Genomic DNA, 18,119 nt, shown 5'->3' with positions numbered 1-18,119 from the left:
ATTGGCTATTGTAAAGATGTTTAAGCACATTGCAACAATAAAAATGAAATATTCTCAGAGAGAATTAAATTATGGAAACAAAATTACAAGAGCATGGGTTGCTCTTTTTTGGCAACCAGCATGAAACAGTTCCAACCCGTTTGCTATTTGATCCTTATTTAACATCAAGAGCAAAATTGGCATGGCAACTTATAAAATATAAAGCAAGAGAATTTCAATCAGGCATGTTCCCATCATACGAAGTGCTTGCAAAATTACTTTCAGATAAACCTTATGATGAAGCAGAACTCTCGCGCAAACTTGTTAGCCAAACATTATTATTACTTAGATTAACTCGCTGGCTAACACTTTGTGAAACAGTACGTAATGAACAAGGTCAAGTATTGGGTAATTTTTACATCCTTCATGATGAACCTATGCCAATCATTGATACGATTCAATTAAACCATGATTACATCGCACTTCTTGAAAAATCTATTCAGCATCGAGATAACTTTGTGCGAGGTGTAGCAAACCATATTGTAGAAAATCTGCTCTCAGATAATACTCAGTGGCATTATATTTCTCACATTGACTGGATGCGAGCTCGCCTTCAAGACTATCAAAAACGTCCAAAAATGGATATTTCAGAGCAAGAAGAATCAACATTTATTCAAGAAAACCTACTAAGTTCCAATAAGGAACTCTGTGAAAAAACAGGGGAACTCAGTAAAAATCACCTTAGTTCCAAAATGGAACTCAGCAAAATCAAACAGAGTTCCAAAAGGGAACTCAGTACCCAAAACAACGATAAGTCATTGATTTCAGGCTTAGTTCCAAAAGGGAACTCAGGTTTTTCACAGTACAGTACAAGTACTAGTATTTATATAAATACGTACTGTACTGGTAATGCGGATGAAATTGACTGGCCGACTAATATTCAGTTTTCATCATTGGAAAAAACAGCAATTATGCAAGCGATGCGTGGACTTGATTTAGGGATCTGTAAAGCGATTTTATTTGAGCTTGAACAGCGTGTGATAAAAGGTGAAGTGAAAAAACCACAAGGCTATGTAGTGACATTAATCCAACGTGCACACCGTGGTGAATTTAAACCGTATTTGTATGAACAATTTTTGGCTACACAAGCACAATCATTGTCATCAAAAAATCGGTTATCACAACATGATGAAACTAGCTTAGTTAATAATGTGAAAGCAGATAAAGCAATAAAACCAATGCGAGTGCAATCTGAAGAAGAGAGAAAAGCGAGAGCTGATCGCATTCGACAGTTTAAGGCTTCAATTTGCAATTAAATTAGCTATACAAAAAGTGAACAGTGTAGAAGGGTTCTACAAAGTACAAAATTTAATCACTGTCCAGGGGCTGGACAAAGTACAAAATTCAACCACTGTGCTAGGGTTGCACAGTGAACAAAATTTAACCAGTGTGCGGGGACCGCACAGTGAACAAAATTTAACCAGTGTGCGGGGACTGCACAGTGAACAAAATTTAACCAGTGTAAAGGGACTTTACAAAGTACAAATTTTAACCAAATGATAAAAGGTGACATAACATGACAACAACATACAACCAACAACTTGGGCCGTTACGCAGTGAGATTACATTTACGCTTCATACTCAGTATGCAACACGTCTTTGGAATGGTCGTGACTTAGTTAAAAATGAAGCCGGGGAAGTCGTTACATCATCAATTCTCAGTATTCCTAATGCTCTATCTCTATTGAGTCAAATTCAGCAAGCTGCCGAACAAGATGATCCTTATGCTGATGATTATCTTCTTCGTTTTGAACAAAAAGTATTAGGGTTTCGTAAAGAAATGCAAGATATGACCTGGAGAATGGTTAATCTCTACAGTGAGAAAATCCCTGAAAACTTTCAAATTGAGCGTTGCGCCAATATTGCTCCGATTCAATACCCTATTTTTGTGAATACTCAGCTGGGTTATCAATTATTGTATCTTTTGGCTGATTTTGATTCGTTAGCTCGTACAGTGATGACCGCTTCACATATTGCATTACTTACAAAAGATGATGCGTATGATTGGTTAGAATCCGGTGCTAAATTAATTCGTCGTGCATTTGGTGTGCTTGAGAATTACCGAAATTCCGGTATTACACGCCAAGATGCGCTTGAAAATAACGCTCGCTATCAAGCTGCTGTAAAACGTATGAAATATACCTTAACGCCTGATGTGCTTTCCGGTACAACACGTGCAACATTTGCTCCAACAATTAAAAAATCATCACTTACTGAATCAGATGATAATGGCTCTGTTGAAGTCAAAATTACAGCAAATAAAACTGAATAATGGAGATTGGGATTATGGATAACGTGCTCATTCCTTCTGATATGTATAAACAATTAGGACGCACAACCCCACTTAATGACTCACTGAAACAGTTATTCAGTGAGTTAGACTCAGTGCAACAGTATGAATTACTAGCTGAATCCCTTGCTACAGTCCGTGAAGTTTTAATGTTGCAGCAGAATGAAATGTTGCAGAACGTTCGTAAAAGTGAACTTAGTGTATTACCTATTCACATGATCCGAGATAAAGCTTCATCATCCGGTGGGACGTTTTTACGCTGGCGCAGTTTTCAAGCCTCTAAGACTGGTGATGCTGTGTTAAATCCGGTATTTAATAATCCTCAGTTATCTTCAGACTTACGACAAAAACTTGTCTCAGCTGAGAAAGAACGCATTTTGATTAATCTGCAGGTCTCCGTACTAAATTTTATGATGAGACAGGTATCAAGTGCGGTAGATAAAATTAAAGAGATAGAAGATCATTTATAACATTCACATTTGTGAACGTTGGATCTTCTAGTTTGTAATCGGCTAATTTATATAGTTTGTGATCGGCTCACTAAAAGGCCTTTTAAAGGTAAGGGGACAAGCCCCTTACCTTAACGAAAAAAAGCCTTTGCCTTTCGTGGTTGTGTTAAAAAATCTCTGTGTTTTTTACTGAATTTACCCTTAAGGATTAGATGTAAAAAATGCACAATCTTGACAGTTAATTTTGTGATTTAGGAGAAATCAATATGGCTGGAATTAATAAAGTAATTATCGTGGGACATTTAGGTAATGATCCTGAAATGCGAAGCATGCCGAATGGTGAGGCAGTTGCAAATATCAGTGTAGCAACTAGCGAAGCTTGGACGGATAAAAACACCGGTGAACGTCGTGAAGTGACTGAATGGCATCGAATCGTTTTTTATCGCAAATTAGCTGAAATTTGCGGCCAATATCTCAAGAAAGGAGCGCAAGTTTATATTGAAGGACGCTTGCGTACTCGTAAATGGCAAGATCAAAACGGGCAAGATCGTTATACCACGGAAATCCAAGGTGATGTAATGCAAATGTTAGGTACTCGCCCTCAAAGTGCAGATGGTGCAAATAATTCTCAGCCAATGCCACAACAAGATGCGTCGGCAAATGCTTTTGATGATTCAATACCATTCTGAACTCAATATAATTAAGGTTAATCGTGATGAAAAAAATAATTTTTGTTTTATCTGCCGTCGCTGCTTTAAGTGGTTGTGCTGAATTAAACTCATTGAATGATGCGGTTGGTAATGTTGCAGGTCAGCTCAGCAGTGTTCTTGGCGGGGGGAATAGTTCCTCTAGTTCTTCCGGTGTGGCTTACACTCAAAGTTCTCGTTCTCATCGCTATAACGTAGAGGATTCAATTACATCATCTAAAAATATTGACTCTCTTTACGTAAAAATTAAACGTAATTTAAAATTCAAAACACGGGAGGAAGCATTAAGTGGATTATCCGGGTATGAGCGTCAACGTTACGAATCGCTTTTAGATGAAGAAGGACATGCTCATGAAGCGACTCCTGGGGTCTATTATCACATGGCAAATAGCTATGTTGGCGGTCGAAAAATTGACATAACGCTTGCAAAAGAGGATGGCAAGGTTAGAATTTCCTGGATTGCATCCTCAAATGAATCTGATTTTGCTCAATTTGTTAAATCAGAAGTGATAAAAGCAATTAAATAATACGACAACATAAACATAGTGTAGGTAATCAATACCTCATTCTCCTTTGCCCCAACCTTAGTGGGGCTTTTTTTATTTCAGTTATTTTTAAATTTCGATACCGATAATAATGATTATTTTGTATGATAGATAACGAAACAAATTTGTTTTTTGAGAACCATCCAAACTTTTCCTTTTCCTCATATTGTTTAATATCTCAAGCGTTTACCCCTTGGTTACAAGGGGTATTTTTCTCCTGTAATAGCAAAATATAAATTAAGTGGCTCAAAATGAAGTGAAGATAATGGGCTTGCATACTTTGACAGAATTTTAGCTTTCTCTTTATGGTTTCTAACCAAAATAGGAAACTCCTTTACACCATTTGCAAGCAACCAAAGCGTTCTTGTCATACCATCATTAAGACTACAGCTTATTTCTCCATCTTTAATATGAACATTCACATCTGCAAGTGGAACCGGAGAATCTATACTGTTAGCAAATCCCTTTTCAGCATGATGAAATTTATAATCTTTTCTCCATGTTGACTCATCGCCCGCACATGTATTTTTATCTACCTCATACGGTGATCGCTGCCATAAAGGAAGAAACTTTTGAGCATCTACGATGACAATCATGTTCTCTTGATTAGCCATATATTCAATATGCTGTGGATAACGCATATACACGACTTTTTGCTCTCTCGTTTTCATTCTAAAAATAATATATTTATCTCGACCTGAATATCTAAGCGTATCAACCATCACTCCAATTGATGAAGGGGTCAGTTTTATCATGATTTACTCCTCAATTTAAAAAGAATTCCTAATTGTGGTTTATCTTATTACATCGAAAATATCTCTCAAATATCAATGAGAGAAAACATCATGAAATTATTTTTATGCGAAAAACCATCACAAGGCAATGATATTGCAAAAGTATTAGGTGCGACAAAGCGTGGTGAGGGTTGTTTATCAACACCTGACGGTCAGCTTACAGTTACCTGGGGAATTGGTCATCTAGTAGAACAGTTTAATCCTGAAGAATATGATCCTGCCTTTAAAAAGTGGGCATTTGAGACCTTGCCAATTATCCCGGGTAAATGGGGACTTTCACCTAAAAAAGAAACAAAAAAACAGTTCAATGTCGTCATGAAACTTATCAAACAAGCTAAACTTGTTGTCATTGCAACCGATATTGATAGAGAGGGCGAAACTATAGCAAGAGAATTGCTGGATTTAGCAGGATTTCGAGGGCAAATAAAACGCCTTTGGTTGTCTGCACTAGATGATGCCAGTATTCGTAAAGCCTTGGGTGCGCTTAAAGATAATGAGGAGACTCTCCCTCTTTACTATGCAGGACTTGCACGTAGTCGAGCAGATTGGCTTATTGGTATGAATTTCTCTCGTCTCTATACCTTATTAGCGCAACAACAAGGGTATCAAGGGAAACCTTTAAGTGTTGGGCGGGTACAAACTCCAACATTAAGCCTGGTTGTTAATCGTGACCGTGAGATAAAAAACTTCATTCCTAAGCAACATTTTGCTTTGCGAGTAATGCTTTCTGATGGAAATCAGCATTTTGCTACGCAATATGTTATTCCGGAGCAATATTGTGATCCTGATGGACTTTGTTTGTCTGCCCAAGTTATACAAGCAGCAAATCAGCAAATTCGTCAATTGGGCCAAGCGAAAGTGGAATCAGTTGAAACTAAACGTGAAAGACAAAATGCTCCACTTTGCTTTGCATTAAGTGACTTACAATCAGAAGCTAACCGCCTTTATGGACTGGGTGCGCAAAGGGTATTGGATATAGCTCAATCACTCTATGAGACTCACAAAGCGACAACCTATCCTAGAACAGATTGTGGTTATTTACCGGAGTCTCAGTTTGCTGAAGCCCCTAAAATTATCCAATGTTTATTGCAATCCGATAATCGATTACAACCCCTTGCAGGTATGTTAAACCTTAATCAAAAATCACGAGTTTGGAATGATAAAAAAATTACTGCTCACCATGGCATTATTCCGACTATGATTAAAGCTGATATTAGCAAAATGTCTGATGAAGAATTAAAGCTCTATGATCTCATACGTCGTCGTTATTTAGCTCAATTCTTACCTGTTTCTGAAACAGATAAGACACAAATTATTTTGAAGTGCGGTCAACATATATTAAGTGCACGTGGGAATGTGCTTATTGCTCCAGGTTGGAAAATTCTATTTGGCAAATCACTTGATGAAGATGATGACGCACCTCAAGCCTTGCCGACGTTAAAGCAAGGACAAGTCTGTCAGATTTCTGATTCAGAAATAAAAACCTTACAAACATCACCACCTAATCACTTTACGGAAGGTACATTGCTCACCGCAATGAAAAATGCCGCTCGCTTTGTAACTGATGAGCGTTTAAAACAACGCTTACGAGAAACAGAAGGGCTTGGTACAGAAGCTACCCGGGCTGGAACGATTCAAGGTTTGATTGATAAAGGTTTCTTGAAAAAGAAAGGTAAATCACTATTAGCGACAGATGAAGCAATGACGCTAATTGATAATTTACCTCAGATGTTAAAAGATCCTGGTTTAACCGCACTTTGGGAGCAAGCGCTTAATCAAATTGCTGAAAGAACGCTTTCGCTAGAAGTGTTTATGCAAAAACAAGAAGTCTTTGTGCGGCATTTGATGGCTGATTGCCTTAAAAAGGGAATGAGTTTGGGGAATATTGAAATTCGTAAATGTCCTAAGTGCGGTGCACCAATGATTAAAAGAAATGGTAAAAATGGGGCTTTTTTTGGGTGTTCTGCTTATCCCAATTGCCAACATATTGAAAATTTTGATAGCAAAAAGAATACTAAGGGCGCGAAAAGTTCTAAGAAAACATCGAGTAAAAGTGTGAGTGAGCAAATTTCATCTTTACGAAGCTTATTGAACTAGGATTTAAGCGCCTGTGAATGGCGAGTCCTCAAAAATAGTGCTATACTAAAGCCTTCGTAAGACCGTTCGTGAATTGTCGGTTATCAATTCACACTAGCCAAAAATGATTCCAGCACGCTGAAAGGAATTTCTCACATTGATTAACGCTCCTTGTGAGGTGTGCCACCTAGTTAATCAGAGTAATGATGGAGTAACGCCCCAATTTACTCTCGACTTTTCAAATCGCTGGCCATTGCGGATTTTTAAAGTGTATTGCAAAGTGCATTTTGAAAATTCGCAATGGCTTGCTACTTTCTCCTTACCGGAGCCCACCGGTGAAACAATGGGTGCCCTTTGTGTCAATTTGATGCCACAGATATAACCGATTGATGGCCACAAAGTAATCGGATAAGGCGAGCCGTAAAAATCCGTATATGGTAACGAACGTATCAGTATTTTTATGAATCAAATTAGTTTGGCCTACTTAATTTTTATTTAATCAATCTATAGTCAAAACTATAAGGTCATTCAGGAAACTGGGTGACCTTTTCTTCTGGCTAAAATATCTCCAAATAGAATTTTTAATTTTTTATACATTTAAAGTTTGCTTTAGATTTTAATAACAACAGTTTTTAAGGTGCTGTGAAAACAGCCTTTAAGAAGTTGCACGATTCTTGAGAAGCAACGCCTTGCCTTAGCGCAAGTAGAATCATAGCCAAAATTTTTTCCAGCACACTGAAAGGAGAATCTACGAATAATTCGTAGGTGTGCCACCTTAAACTACCCTTAACCTAAAATAAGATTACTTATTCTAGTTTAATCACAATTTAACCCTTGGCGGGAAACATTTTTCCCGTGTTGGGTAAGGATGTTTCTCCGCTTTTTTACTACTTAGGAGAAACATTATGTCTACTCAAAACGCACAACCAAAATATTTCAATCTTCATACTTCTGGCATTGGTTATTTAAGCGATATTCGCGAAATCAAGCCGAAAAAAGGAGATGCATTTTGGGCTTGTCGAATTGCTGCTCTTACAGGTTCTTCCGATTCTCCGGAATATCGTTTTTTTGATATGAACGTATCCGGTGAAGAAACTGTAAATTTAATCAAACGCTGTCAAGAAGCTGTTGAAGCTAAGAAAAAAGTCTTAGTTTCCTTTGTAATGAGTGATTTGTGGTATGACACATTCACTTATTCAAAAGACAGTGAATATCACAAAAAAGGTGATACTGGCGTGTCGATTAAAGGACGACTCTACCGTATTAACTTTATTAAAGTTGATGGTGAGTTGAAATATCAAGCAAAACGCCAAGATGAGCAAGGAAATGACTAACCTATAAACCGATGAAAGCCAACAACAAAATTTGTTGGCTTTTTCTTTACCCTGAAGGGGAAATTCCCCTTATGGGTGGTTTCTCCTTTTTTATTTCTATTTGAGGAGAAACCTATGAATACTTACGCTAAATTTTGCCCTAATGTTTTTGTTGCTAAATGTCCGGATGCTCACCAAAAAGGTGACATTATCATCTTAACCAGTAAATATGGTAAAGAGACTGAGGTAGAGATTCATAATCTCGTAAAAACATCTGAGGATGCGTATTTTTATTCCTTCACTCGTTGTGATGGTGTAAACAGTCAAGTTCGTGCAGAAAAAAAAGCTGAGCGTTATCAAAACGCGGCGAGTAATGCATTAAAGCGCAGTGAGCAATATTGTGAAGCTGCTAATGAAGGTCGTGAATTTCTTCGCTTGGGTGAACCGATTAAAATCGGTCATCATAGCGAAAAACGTCATAGAGCCTTGATTGAACGTAATGCAAGACGCATGGATAAGTCTGTTGAAGAAATGCGTAAAGCAGAAAGTTATGACGGTAAAATCGCTTATTGGGAACAGATGGCAGGGAAAATTGATTTATCCATGCCGGAAAGTCTTGAGTTCTTTAAGTTTGAATTGGAAAAAGCCAAAGAAAAACACCAAGAGCTTAAAGATAAACCTGAATTGCGAACACATGCTTTTTCTCTCACTTATGCTAAAAAAGCAGTCAATGAGCTTGAGAAAAAAGTAAAACTAGCCGAAGTGCTTTGGGCGTAAATATGTCTTTTAACTATACTGAAGATACTTCTCCTACACTCGCTGATTGGGAGAGTATTTTGAATGCTTTTAATTGTAATATCACTGAAGATGAAGTTTGGGAAGTTGCACGTCAATACAATGATGTGCCTCATTTCGGCAATATCTATCAAAAACTTATACTTGAGGCGCTTAAACAGTTGTTTTGGCGTTTGGTTGAGTTAGACGAAGGAGAGATAGATATTAATATCAACTATGATATTAATGCCATTTCTACTCATTTTTATATCGAAGGTGATTTTATTTGTAGCAAGTCAGACTTTTTAAATAAAGTGGACTCTATTAAAACCATGTACCATTAAAGTGTGTGTTAATTTGACCGCACTTTCACCCATAGGGGATATATCCCTTATGGGCGATATTCCCTATTTAAGAAGGAATATCGAATGTTTAAATTAAACGAGCAACAACAAGCTATTTTAGAACAGGCACAGGTTATTTTAACTAAAGTGATGGAAGAAAAGCCCTTTTACCAAGGTGCACAGGAATTTACTGAGCCATCAATAGCTAAACTCTATTTTCAAACCATTATAGGGAATGAAGAAAGAGAAAATTTCGTGGTACTTTTCTTGGATAGAATGCACAGATTGATTAAATCTGAGGTGATGTTTCAAGGATCTGTTTCAGAAATTTCTGTGTCGATTCGGGAGATTATTCGACAGGCATTAAAGCTAAATGCATCAGCAATTATCATTGGGCACAATCATCCAACTGGAAATGTTGAGCCTAGTGATGCTGATAAATATATAACCAAGAGATTAAAGGAAGCTTGTGAATTAATGGATATTAAATTACTTGATCACTTTATCGTTTCTGGTTCAGCATCTTTTTGCTTTACTGATAATCATCTTATTTAGCTAACAACCTTTCACCCATTGGGGGATAACACCCTCAATGGCAGTGTTATCCCCTTTACTTTTTACATTTTAAAAATTTAGGAGAAACACTTATGTGTAAGGAAAATCGTATTTTAGAACTTGGAAAAATCTTCGTCTCTCGTCGTATCTTAGCGGAATTAACTACCGAAAAGATCAATGAGGTCATCTCGTGGCATCAAAATGGCTGCATTATCATGCTGGGGAATAAAGATTGGATTGAAAAACCGCCACATCCGCTTGCAGAAATTGTTATGAATTTCTATCAAGCAGATAATGGTAAAGACACCATTCAACTCTCTACTTCAGTAGATGATGACGGGAATCGAACAACTAAGATTTCTTTTTCTGATGAAAGTGAAGATGAGCAAAGAGGACACTTTGATTGGGATATATATCAATCAAAAAGAACACCACTTAAGTTAGGGGATGTTTCGTGTACTATCTGCGCTAAACAGTTATTGGGAATGCCAACCATTCATCGCTTAATTGAAAAACAATTAAGTTATGATTGGGGTGCTACCAGCGTTGAAGATTGGATTGAAAACGATCATGCCGTAGAGAAGGATAAACGCATTGTGAGCCAGCATTTTGTTGATGGAGAAAGTGTTTTTATCATCACTGAAGCAGATCGTAGTTCTACAACGATTATGCTCGGATATGAATATTAATCTATTTACCTTGAAAGCCTATCTACATAAAGTAGATAGGCTTTTCCTTTTTAGGGTATGATAAATAAAACTCTTTTTAATAGTATAACGATGCCTTATTTAACCTCTTCTCAAACTGAATGTCTAAAATGGTTAGCACTCATTACAATGATTATCGATCATATTGGTGTAGCCTTTTCAAATGCTTACCCTGCTCTATCCTGGTGCCGGGTGATTGGTCGATTTTCCTACGTGGCGTTTGGATTTATCATCGCGCTTAATTTATCTCGAGATAACGTGAACTTTAAAAGTTATTTCACTTGGATGATAGCAACCGCATTTTTATCTGAAATCAGTTTTACGCTTTTCGAGCCTAATTATGACCGTTTAAATGTCCTATTTCAGTTTTTGTCTGTAATCGGGGTAATATGGGTATATAAAAACCGTCAAGACTTAAATAGCTGGGTCATGTTTTTTGGATTGGGCTTTTTTATTATTCTTTCCGCACTCTCTGATTATGGTTTACCTGGGCTTTTATATTGCATTGGTTGTTACCTATTTTTGCAAACAAAAGATACTCAATTTCGTCTTATTACGATGCTAACCTGTGTATTGCTCGCACTTTTCGTCAATCACAGTTTTATTGATAATTTCGGGGAAACTATTGTTGAAACAATCAGTGTTGTAACTGTTGTGGTCGGTACAATGATATTTATTCTTCACCCTAAAGGCCTTCGTCAATGTAATATCTCAATCTCTCGAATGCCTAAGCTTTTCTTTTATCTTTTTTACCCAGTGCACTTAACAATTATTGTTGGAATAAAATATATTTTTATCAGCTAATTTTTCTATCTTTACTTCAAGAAGAATAAATTATTCAAATTCAGTTGAGAGTTATCCATATTAAGACATTATTTAAATACCTTAATTGGAGCCTCATCATGAAAAAAATTCTATTAACCACGTTTGCATTGGTTGTGCTTTCAGGTTGTGCGCACAGACAAACAGCCGATGAACAACAAGCATTAGAAAATCCAAGTATTCAACAAGGTCAACATCAAGTCTTACAACCGGAAGATCGCATAGTCCGTCCGGATATTTACACAGACTATCAACCTGAACGTACAGAAGTGTTACGTGAAGGTCGTTATACTTTAATTAATTTTTCTCCGGAAGAAGGTCAAAAATACCTTCTTGACCAAAGTGTCTCCGTCAATATGTTAGGCAAAAAGAAACGTGCCTTGACCGCAACTGTTGAACAAGGATTACGTACCACATTAAAAGATACAGGCCTTTCACTTTGTCATGGCTTTGGTCAGAATGAACCAACACTTTCTACGCTTTATTCCCGTCCATTACCAAAAGTACATTATCAATTTGGCCCGATGGCTTTACGTGATGCCCTTCAAATGTTAGCGGGGCCGGCTTATGAAATTACTATCAATGACGTTTCTCGTACCGTTTGTTTTAAATTACGCCCAGCTGTACCGGAACGTGCTACAGGGGAAAAGCCGAAAGTAGAAACCACAACAACGACAACAACCACAACAGAAATCATCGAGGAATAAGCAATGAATCATGTCAAAAAAATATCCTATGTAGCGATGATATTAGGGATGTTTTCTACTGCTGTATTTGCTGAAGTCACTGCGGCTAATACACTTGCTACTCAATCCCTCAATCAACAAAACTTGGTGACAAATAAATTAAATCAACAAGAGTTATTAGCTAAGTCTCAAGAGTGGGGTTTAACTGAGCAAGAATGGCAACGCTACCAAGAGCTAAATCAAGGTGCTCGTGGTATATGGTCGCCAGGTCTTGACCCTTTAACCTCGCTTGGTGTGGAGTCTCGAAATGAGCAGGAAAGAGAGCGTTATGCTCGACTACTGGCAAAAAAAATGCACGACCGCATGGAGCGAGAGCTGCAGTTCCAACGCACTTATGATCGCGTATTTGCTGAAATGTATCCAAATGAGCAACCATTTAAGGTTGAACCTCATATTTCAGAGCGGTTTGGACGGGTGATTTATTTTACTCGCCTAGAAAATTGTGACAAATGTGAAGCGAATGCTGATCGTGTATTGCAATATGTGAATGATAAAACGCCTATAGATATTTATTTTGTTGGCGTGAAGAATAATGAGCAAATCTATAATTGGGCGAAAAAACATAACATCGACCCAAATAAAGTGAATAGAAAATTAATTACCCTTAATCATGATAATGGAGCCTGGTTACAGTATGCAGATGGCAAAATGCCTGCTGCATTCCAAATTCAACAGGATGGGCAATGGCAACAAATCGTCTATTAAAAATCGTATTTAGCTTAATCGGTCTTGGCGTTGCGACTCACTCCGTTGCATTTAATGGCTTTGGAACTGATATTGATGGCTATATTAAAGATGCATCTAATCGCTACCAGGTCGATGAAGCGATGCTACGTGGGTTAGTAAAAATTGAAGATGGGTGGTATGGAAATGTTTCCCCAACCGGGGCAACCGGTGTGGGGCAATTTACCCGGGGCACCTGGAATTGGCTTGCCACAACAGATGAGGGACGTGCTTTAGGGATGACGCTGATCACCCGTTATAATCGAGATACGCCTTTTGACCCGCGCAAAAATAATCGGATAAACACTTTAGCAACCGCACTTTATGCGAGATGGCATATTAATCAGTTTTTTGAGCGAGGCATAAAACCATCCCATGAAAATTTATATCTTGCTCATAATATCGGTATAGATGGTTTACATCGAGCGCTACAAGGTAGAGCAACACGTGAAGATATTCTAAATATGAAGCGTAACGGGATGAAAAAAGGAATGTCGGTACAAGGCTTTCTTGTTTATCAAAGTGAGCGTTTTAATGTCAGTAAACAAATAGCTAACTTCCAGCGCCCTTCAGTATCACCACGTTATCAAATTGAGAATAAACCATTACCAGCCAATTTACATTGGGTTTCTCCAACAGAAACCGCTATGCGTTGGGTTGAGCCAGCGTCAAATCAAACAAATCAACAAGCTATTCGTTGGCAAAATCCAACCAATTAATACGAGAACAGAATTATGCAGTACAAATCCTTTTTCCTCTCTTTGGTCTGCTTAGGTGCAGTAGCTCAGGCGCAAGCTGAATTAAAAGTTATTGGTGATTTTGGCGGGGAAAGCGCAGTCCGTTTTTATGAAGCATTACAACCGGACGAATCAATGGTTCAAGCCTACCCTAACAGTGTCCCTTCAACATTAACCGAAGCGGATATTTTGCCTGTTATCTCACATAGAATGACACCGGGCCAAATACAACCTGTCAGAATGAATCTTCCTGGAATGTTGCCTATTTTTCTTATTGGAGCAGATAACTTATCTAAAAATTGGCTACACGCTAATTATAATTACCTTAAAAAAATTGGTGCAATGGGACTTGTAGTAAGCGTTAAAACAACAAACGAATTAAGCGAGTTACGCCAATTAGCACCGGATTTAACCTTAATGCCAACGCCAGGGGATGATTTAGCTTCAAGATTGAATCTTGCTCACTACCCTGCTTTATTGACTTCAGAAGGATTGTCGCAATGAGTCAAAAACATGTATTAGAAGGTTTACTTAGACCGCCTGTTGAATTTTTTCCAGCTGCCGTCCATGGTACTTGTGCTTTTGTTTGTTGCGGTGCGCCTTGGTCGCTCGCATTAAATCCTCTTATTGGATATGGATTAGGGGCCGCTTTCGCAGGTATGGGGGTTATGCGTTTTCGTCAAGGCATGGAAATTGTACGCTATCACCGAAATTTACGCAGACTCCCTCACTATGCTTTGACCAGTCGTCAAATTCCAGTAAGTAAAAAAGCCTTGTTCTTAGGACGAGGCTTTGAATGGGAGCCAAAGCATACGCAACGTCTTTATGACTGTTTCTCTGCAAATGGGCAAATTTATTGGAAAAATGGGAAGTGGTTTAAAGCCGCTCGTGATTATGAAAAAGTGCATGATAATTGGTTATCTAGACTCACTTCAATGGACTCTCCATTAAATCCAGTCAGACCGCTACCGCCAGTTGGCGGCATTCCGGTGATGCATGGTGTGGAGCCGAATGAACGCGATATTATGCTTCCGTTAGGCGACCGTGGCGGTCATACCTTAGTATTTGGTACAACTGGCGTAGGGAAAACGCGTTTTGCTGAAGTGCTTGTCACACAAGATATACATCGAGGTAAAACACCTGAAGAGCGTGAAGTGGTTGTCTTTTTCGATCCGAAAGGCGACCCAGACATGTTAAAGCGAATGTATGCAGAAGCGAAACGTGCTGGGCGTGAAAATGAATTTTATGTATTTCACCTAGGCCATCCTGAAATATCTGCTCGTTATAACCCGGTTGGTCGATTTGGTCGAATTTCAGAGGTGGCAGGACGTATTTCCGGGCAATTAAGTGGAGCTGGAAATAGTGCAGCATTTAAAGAGTTTGCGTGGCGTTTTGTGAATATTGTCTCCCGTGCATTGGTTGAAATGGGAAAACGCCCGGACTATGTGCAAATCTCGCGTTTTGTACAAAATATTGATGCACTTTTCTTAGACTACGCCAAACTTCATTTCGATGCTGTCGATAAGAAAATATGGCCAACGTTGGCTTCGGTTGCGGCTAACTTAGATGTAAAAAATTTACCGTTCTCGATGAAAGATAGACCGCTGATTGCTGTTATTAACCAATACATTTTAGAAAATAAGATTTTTGACCCAGTGCTTGAAGGATTATCAAGTGCGGTACGTTACGATAAAACCTATTTTGATAAAATTGTGGCATCGCTTTTACCGTTACTTGAAAAACTCACTACAGGTAAAACTGCAGAGCTTCTCTCGCCTGATTACACTGATATTCATGATGAGCGCCCTATCTTTGATTGGGAATCTATTATTCGTAAAAGAGGGATTGTTTACGTTGGTTTAGACGCGCTATCTGATGCGACTGTCGCTGCAGCTGTGGGTAATAGTATGTTTGCTGATTTGGTATCAATGGCTGGTCATATTTATAAATTTGGCGTAGATGAGGGGTTGCCGGATGCATTTAAAACTAAAAGCAAACCGCCTAAAATCAACCTTCATTGCGATGAGTTTAATGAATTAATGGGGGATGAATTCATTCCACTGATCAATAAAGGTCGTGGTGCGGGAATGCAGGTAACAGCCTATACTCAAACACTTTCAGATATTGAAGCTCGTATTGGAAGTAAAGCGAAAACGGGACAAACAACAGGTAACTTCAATACACTTTTAATGTTCCGGGTAAAAGAGCCGGCCACTGCAGAGTTTTTAACGCGTCAGCTCAACGATGTCACAATTTATCAAAGCATGGTGACATCAAGTACGACAGATAACAGCAATCCGGATGATGGCAAGGCGTTTACGTCTAATACTGGTGAACGTATTTCTGAAAAAATGGTGCCAATGTTATCGCCAGCACATATTACAAATCTACCAAAAGGTCAGGCATTTGCTCTTCTTGAAGGAAGTACGCTTTATAAATTAAGAATGCCTTTACCTGCGGTTGATAAAGATGATGTGATGCCGGAATCACTTCAAGAATTGACGGCTTATATGCGCAAAAACTACCATATTTCTCCAAATTGGTGGCAATCTGCATTTTCTGATTATGCGCCAAGTCAAGATATAGCAACCGCTTTTCAGTCAATGTCATTAAATCGAGCGCCTTCACACGCAGGAGAAGAAATGCTTTTCGGGGATGTTGAAGCTCCAGTTGCTGAAGATATGGAAGATGAAGATATTGATCAGAATGATGATACAGATGAGGATGATTTTGATGACACAGATAATTAATCAGCCGGATATGAACTTGCTTGATATTCCGGATATGAGCGTAGATTTCAATTCAGTCACTAGCTGTTCTTGTGGGCTGGAAAACGCTGATGAATTACTTGATTACTTTTTACCTTATTTGGAAGATTGGAATAATCAGCGTTATACCACACATGAATTTGCGAAAAAGTATGCAAATAAAGGCATCTCACTTTGGACGGCTAATGATGTAAAAAAATCTGAAAATGGCATCCAGGCAATTCAAATTTTTTTAGACGGTGAAGTAAAAGGTTATCTTTTCTTTCACTGTAAATTATCTCCAGCGGGAACATTACAGTAATGGCAGAACAACAAGTCAAAAAAAAGAAAAAGGGTCTTTTTTACTACATTAATGCGGTATTAGCCGCCTTATTGGGTTCCCTGATTTTGAGTATTATTCTTGAATGGTTAGGTATTGCATTTTTATGGCCTGAAGAAGGTCATTTACACAGTCAAAAAATGATGCTAACTGAGCTTGGATGGCTTTCTGATAGTCTAACGAGAGGTCTTTTCTATCATTCTCCAAAAGAGCTGGCTGAAGGTCTTATTTTGTCATTACATGAATGGCTTTTTGTGAAAACAGGTGTAAAAGATTGGTTAGCCAACCCTCGTGAGCATAGTGGCGTAGGTTTGTGGGTGTATCATTATGGGCGAGCTTATATTGAGTCAGTGATTTATGTTTTTATCACCTTTGTTATTCGACTTGTAGTGATTGTTTTTACTTCCCCACTCTTTTTGTTAGCCGCATTTGCGGGCTTTACTGAAGGGTTAATGATGCGTGACCGTCGCAAATTTGGTGCGGGCAGAGAATCTAGTTTTCTTTATCATCATGCACGTCGATTAATTGGCCCGATTATGTTGTCGGCATGGGTATTGTATCTTTCTATCCCAATTTCTATTTACCCGAATATAATTTTGGTGCCAGCTGCATTTCTATTTGGACTATCCATCTGTGTAACGGCAGCGAGCTTTAAAAAATACCTTTAATATTCCTCTATGTTGTCATTATGGGTGCTTATTTTTCCAAGAATAAGCGCCCTTTTTTATCACTAAAAACTGTTTTGAATTTAAAAAGAGTTTCTCATTAAATTTCCCTCTCTTCTTTGGCACTCTTTGCTTGGAATCTGTTTCAAGTAAGGAGTTCTCCGTGACTAAAAATATTTTCAGTTTATCTCTAGCAATAGGGTTATTGTTTGGCGCTATAAGTGCTCAAGCAACAGAGCAAGAGCATTTAGCGCAAGCAATTAAACAGTTGGATGCAGCAAAACTCTCATTACAGCGAGCAGCTGCAAGTGCAAAGGTTTCTGCGAAAAGTCGAGAATATTTTGATTACGCTTCAGCACATCAAGATATTGCTACGGTACAGGCAGGGATTAAACAATATATTAACCCTTCCCGGGCTATTCCTAGAAATCCTAAAGCTATTCGTAACTTAAAAGAAGATTATCTTAATCTTCGGAGTCAATAGGACATGAGTAACGCTAATTTCCCTTCTGTTTCACCGTTAGACAGCTTTTATGCTGTAAGTGGTTTAGATCCGCTAAAACTGAAAATCATGTTGGCCATTATTTTGATTGCCGTATTACTACTTGCGTATATGTGGTCAACTAATCATGGCTACAAAGGCATGGTGAATGATGGTGACATTTGGTCATTCTTTAAACTGATTCTATGGGGCGCAGCATTAATTATATGTGTTGTCAGCTTTTTTATTTAATAAACCATAAGGA

At 38.2% G+C, this 18,119-nt stretch carries 22 protein-coding genes; 21 read left to right on the top strand and 1 reads right to left on the bottom strand.

The window, feature by feature from the left end:
• The first annotated feature begins 71 nt into the window (after positions 1 to 71).
• The 5 genes from ADA56_RS07980 to ADA56_RS07960 all read left to right on the top strand — a co-directional run bounded on the left by ADA56_RS07980 (position 72) and on the right by ADA56_RS07960 (position 4,012).
• Positions 72 to 1,295 (top strand): STY4528 family pathogenicity island replication protein, encoded by a 1,224-nt coding sequence (locus ADA56_RS07980; RefSeq protein ID WP_049370078.1) that lies wholly within the window; start codon positions 72 to 74, stop codon positions 1,293 to 1,295.
• A gap of 260 nt (positions 1,296 to 1,555) precedes the next feature.
• The gene (locus ADA56_RS07975) at positions 1,556 to 2,311 is read left to right on the top strand and encodes a PFL_4669 family integrating conjugative element protein (protein WP_049370077.1); all 756 of its coding nucleotides are present in this window, start codon (positions 1,556 to 1,558) and stop codon (positions 2,309 to 2,311) included.
• Between the two features lie 14 nt (positions 2,312 to 2,325).
• On the top strand, positions 2,326 to 2,799 hold the full coding sequence (locus ADA56_RS07970; RefSeq protein ID WP_049370199.1) for a DUF3158 family protein: 474 nt from the start codon (positions 2,326 to 2,328) through the stop codon (positions 2,797 to 2,799).
• Positions 2,800 to 3,044: 245 nt separating this feature from the next.
• Positions 3,045 to 3,467: a single-stranded DNA-binding protein gene (locus ADA56_RS07965; RefSeq protein ID WP_005687556.1), complete on the top strand. Its 423-nt coding sequence runs from the start codon at positions 3,045 to 3,047 to the stop codon at positions 3,465 to 3,467.
• Between the two features lie 26 nt (positions 3,468 to 3,493).
• Positions 3,494 to 4,012: a membrane lipoprotein lipid attachment site-containing protein gene (locus ADA56_RS07960; RefSeq protein WP_005687559.1), complete on the top strand. Its 519-nt coding sequence runs from the start codon at positions 3,494 to 3,496 to the stop codon at positions 4,010 to 4,012.
• A gap of 215 nt (positions 4,013 to 4,227) precedes the next feature.
• On the opposite strand, the gene ADA56_RS07955 is transcribed toward ADA56_RS07960, so the two are convergent.
• Positions 4,228 to 4,785, bottom strand: a complete 558-nt coding sequence (locus tag ADA56_RS07955; protein WP_049370076.1) for a plasmid fertility inhibition factor family protein — start codon at positions 4,783 to 4,785, stop codon at positions 4,228 to 4,230.
• 90 nt (positions 4,786 to 4,875) lie between these two features.
• Here ADA56_RS07955 and ADA56_RS07950 point away from each other — a divergent pair, with 90 nt between their 5' ends.
• The 16 genes from ADA56_RS07950 to ADA56_RS07875 all read left to right on the top strand — a co-directional run bounded on the left by ADA56_RS07950 (position 4,876) and on the right by ADA56_RS07875 (position 18,106).
• Positions 4,876 to 6,921 carry a DNA topoisomerase III gene (locus ADA56_RS07950; RefSeq protein WP_049370075.1) on the top strand — a complete coding sequence of 682 codons (2,046 nt, stop codon included), beginning with the start codon at positions 4,876 to 4,878 and terminating at the stop codon, positions 6,919 to 6,921.
• A gap of 884 nt (positions 6,922 to 7,805) precedes the next feature.
• Positions 7,806 to 8,234 (top strand): STY4534 family ICE replication protein, encoded by a 429-nt coding sequence (locus tag ADA56_RS07945; RefSeq protein ID WP_011271832.1) that lies wholly within the window; start codon positions 7,806 to 7,808, stop codon positions 8,232 to 8,234.
• Positions 8,235 to 8,348: 114 nt separating this feature from the next.
• Positions 8,349 to 8,990 (top strand): DUF3560 domain-containing protein, encoded by a 642-nt coding sequence (locus ADA56_RS07940; protein ID WP_049370074.1) that lies wholly within the window; start codon positions 8,349 to 8,351, stop codon positions 8,988 to 8,990.
• A gap of 2 nt (positions 8,991 to 8,992) precedes the next feature.
• The gene (locus tag ADA56_RS07935; protein ID WP_049370073.1) at positions 8,993 to 9,331 is read left to right on the top strand and encodes a hypothetical protein; all 339 of its coding nucleotides are present in this window, start codon (positions 8,993 to 8,995) and stop codon (positions 9,329 to 9,331) included.
• An 84-nt stretch (positions 9,332 to 9,415) separates the two neighbouring features.
• On the top strand, positions 9,416 to 9,886 hold the full coding sequence (radC, locus tag ADA56_RS07930) for a RadC family protein (protein WP_049370072.1): 471 nt from the start codon (positions 9,416 to 9,418) through the stop codon (positions 9,884 to 9,886).
• Between the two features lie 92 nt (positions 9,887 to 9,978).
• Positions 9,979 to 10,575 carry a hypothetical protein gene (locus ADA56_RS07925; protein ID WP_049370071.1) on the top strand — a complete coding sequence of 199 codons (597 nt, stop codon included), beginning with the start codon at positions 9,979 to 9,981 and terminating at the stop codon, positions 10,573 to 10,575.
• Between the two features lie 57 nt (positions 10,576 to 10,632).
• Entirely contained in the window at positions 10,633 to 11,397 is a 765-nt protein-coding gene (locus ADA56_RS07920) for a TraX family protein (protein ID WP_275042122.1), read from the top strand.
• A 98-nt stretch (positions 11,398 to 11,495) separates the two neighbouring features.
• Positions 11,496 to 12,122: a lipoprotein gene (locus tag ADA56_RS07915; protein WP_014064986.1), complete on the top strand. Its 627-nt coding sequence runs from the start codon at positions 11,496 to 11,498 to the stop codon at positions 12,120 to 12,122.
• Between the two features lie 3 nt (positions 12,123 to 12,125).
• The gene (locus ADA56_RS07910) at positions 12,126 to 12,866 is read left to right on the top strand and encodes a TIGR03759 family integrating conjugative element protein (protein ID WP_049370069.1); all 741 of its coding nucleotides are present in this window, start codon (positions 12,126 to 12,128) and stop codon (positions 12,864 to 12,866) included.
• Entirely contained in the window at positions 12,845 to 13,603 is a 759-nt protein-coding gene (locus tag ADA56_RS07905) for a transglycosylase SLT domain-containing protein (protein ID WP_049370068.1), read from the top strand. Before ADA56_RS07910 ends, ADA56_RS07905 begins: the two co-directional genes overlap by 22 nt.
• Positions 13,604 to 13,618: 15 nt before the next feature.
• Positions 13,619 to 14,125 carry an integrating conjugative element protein gene (locus tag ADA56_RS07900; RefSeq protein WP_049370067.1) on the top strand — a complete coding sequence of 169 codons (507 nt, stop codon included), beginning with the start codon at positions 13,619 to 13,621 and terminating at the stop codon, positions 14,123 to 14,125.
• Positions 14,122 to 16,371, top strand: coding sequence for a type IV conjugative transfer system coupling protein TraD (traD, locus tag ADA56_RS07895; RefSeq protein WP_047922048.1), 2,250 nt, complete (start codon positions 14,122 to 14,124; stop codon positions 16,369 to 16,371). The genes ADA56_RS07900 and traD overlap by 4 nt, the downstream gene beginning before the upstream one ends.
• Positions 16,355 to 16,690 (top strand): hypothetical protein, encoded by a 336-nt coding sequence (locus tag ADA56_RS07890; RefSeq protein ID WP_049370066.1) that lies wholly within the window; start codon positions 16,355 to 16,357, stop codon positions 16,688 to 16,690. Before traD ends, ADA56_RS07890 begins: the two co-directional genes overlap by 17 nt.
• The gene (locus ADA56_RS07885) at positions 16,690 to 17,376 is read left to right on the top strand and encodes a TIGR03747 family integrating conjugative element membrane protein (protein ID WP_005687582.1); all 687 of its coding nucleotides are present in this window, start codon (positions 16,690 to 16,692) and stop codon (positions 17,374 to 17,376) included. The genes ADA56_RS07890 and ADA56_RS07885 overlap by 1 nt, the downstream gene beginning before the upstream one ends.
• 160 nt (positions 17,377 to 17,536) lie before the next feature.
• Positions 17,537 to 17,857: an RAQPRD family integrative conjugative element protein gene (locus ADA56_RS07880; RefSeq protein ID WP_005687583.1), complete on the top strand. Its 321-nt coding sequence runs from the start codon at positions 17,537 to 17,539 to the stop codon at positions 17,855 to 17,857.
• 3 nt (positions 17,858 to 17,860) lie between these two features.
• Positions 17,861 to 18,106 carry a DUF3262 family protein gene (locus ADA56_RS07875; protein ID WP_005750915.1) on the top strand — a complete coding sequence of 82 codons (246 nt, stop codon included), beginning with the start codon at positions 17,861 to 17,863 and terminating at the stop codon, positions 18,104 to 18,106.
• Positions 18,107 to 18,119 lie beyond the last annotated feature (13 nt).

The sequence above is a fragment of the Parahaemophilus parainfluenzae genome (genome assembly GCF_001055095.1).
In the GTDB taxonomy this organism is placed as follows: Bacteria; Pseudomonadota; Gammaproteobacteria; order Enterobacterales; family Pasteurellaceae; genus Haemophilus_D; species Haemophilus_D parainfluenzae_Z.
This window is presented reverse-complemented; position numbering and strand designations above follow the sequence as displayed.

Bases quoted from the DNA above. Each gene is read 5' to 3' on its own strand.
- ADA56_RS07980 (WP_049370078.1), top strand. From the start codon at position 72: ATGGAAACAAAATTACAAGAGCATGGGTTGCTCTTTTTTGGCAACCAG.
- ADA56_RS07975 (WP_049370077.1), top strand. From the start codon at position 1,556: ATGACAACAACATACAACCAACAACTTGGGCCGTTACGCAGTGAGATT.
- ADA56_RS07970 (WP_049370199.1), top strand. From the start codon at position 2,326: ATGGATAACGTGCTCATTCCTTCTGATATGTATAAACAATTAGGACGC.
- ADA56_RS07965 (WP_005687556.1), top strand. From the start codon at position 3,045: ATGGCTGGAATTAATAAAGTAATTATCGTGGGACATTTAGGTAATGAT.
- ADA56_RS07960 (WP_005687559.1), top strand. From the start codon at position 3,494: ATGAAAAAAATAATTTTTGTTTTATCTGCCGTCGCTGCTTTAAGTGGT.
- ADA56_RS07955 (WP_049370076.1), bottom strand. From the start codon at position 4,785: ATGATAAAACTGACCCCTTCATCAATTGGAGTGATGGTTGATACGCTT.
- ADA56_RS07950 (WP_049370075.1), top strand. From the start codon at position 4,876: ATGAAATTATTTTTATGCGAAAAACCATCACAAGGCAATGATATTGCA.
- ADA56_RS07945 (WP_011271832.1), top strand. From the start codon at position 7,806: ATGTCTACTCAAAACGCACAACCAAAATATTTCAATCTTCATACTTCT.
- ADA56_RS07940 (WP_049370074.1), top strand. From the start codon at position 8,349: ATGAATACTTACGCTAAATTTTGCCCTAATGTTTTTGTTGCTAAATGT.
- ADA56_RS07935 (WP_049370073.1), top strand. From the start codon at position 8,993: ATGTCTTTTAACTATACTGAAGATACTTCTCCTACACTCGCTGATTGG.
- radC (WP_049370072.1), top strand. From the start codon at position 9,416: ATGTTTAAATTAAACGAGCAACAACAAGCTATTTTAGAACAGGCACAG.
- ADA56_RS07925 (WP_049370071.1), top strand. From the start codon at position 9,979: ATGTGTAAGGAAAATCGTATTTTAGAACTTGGAAAAATCTTCGTCTCT.
- ADA56_RS07920 (WP_275042122.1), top strand. From the start codon at position 10,633: ATGATAAATAAAACTCTTTTTAATAGTATAACGATGCCTTATTTAACC.
- ADA56_RS07915 (WP_014064986.1), top strand. From the start codon at position 11,496: ATGAAAAAAATTCTATTAACCACGTTTGCATTGGTTGTGCTTTCAGGT.
- ADA56_RS07910 (WP_049370069.1), top strand. From the start codon at position 12,126: ATGAATCATGTCAAAAAAATATCCTATGTAGCGATGATATTAGGGATG.
- ADA56_RS07905 (WP_049370068.1), top strand. From the start codon at position 12,845: ATGGCAACAAATCGTCTATTAAAAATCGTATTTAGCTTAATCGGTCTT.
- ADA56_RS07900 (WP_049370067.1), top strand. From the start codon at position 13,619: ATGCAGTACAAATCCTTTTTCCTCTCTTTGGTCTGCTTAGGTGCAGTA.
- traD (WP_047922048.1), top strand. From the start codon at position 14,122: ATGAGTCAAAAACATGTATTAGAAGGTTTACTTAGACCGCCTGTTGAA.
- ADA56_RS07890 (WP_049370066.1), top strand. From the start codon at position 16,355: ATGACACAGATAATTAATCAGCCGGATATGAACTTGCTTGATATTCCG.
- ADA56_RS07885 (WP_005687582.1), top strand. From the start codon at position 16,690: ATGGCAGAACAACAAGTCAAAAAAAAGAAAAAGGGTCTTTTTTACTAC.
- ADA56_RS07875 (WP_005750915.1), top strand. From the start codon at position 17,861: ATGAGTAACGCTAATTTCCCTTCTGTTTCACCGTTAGACAGCTTTTAT.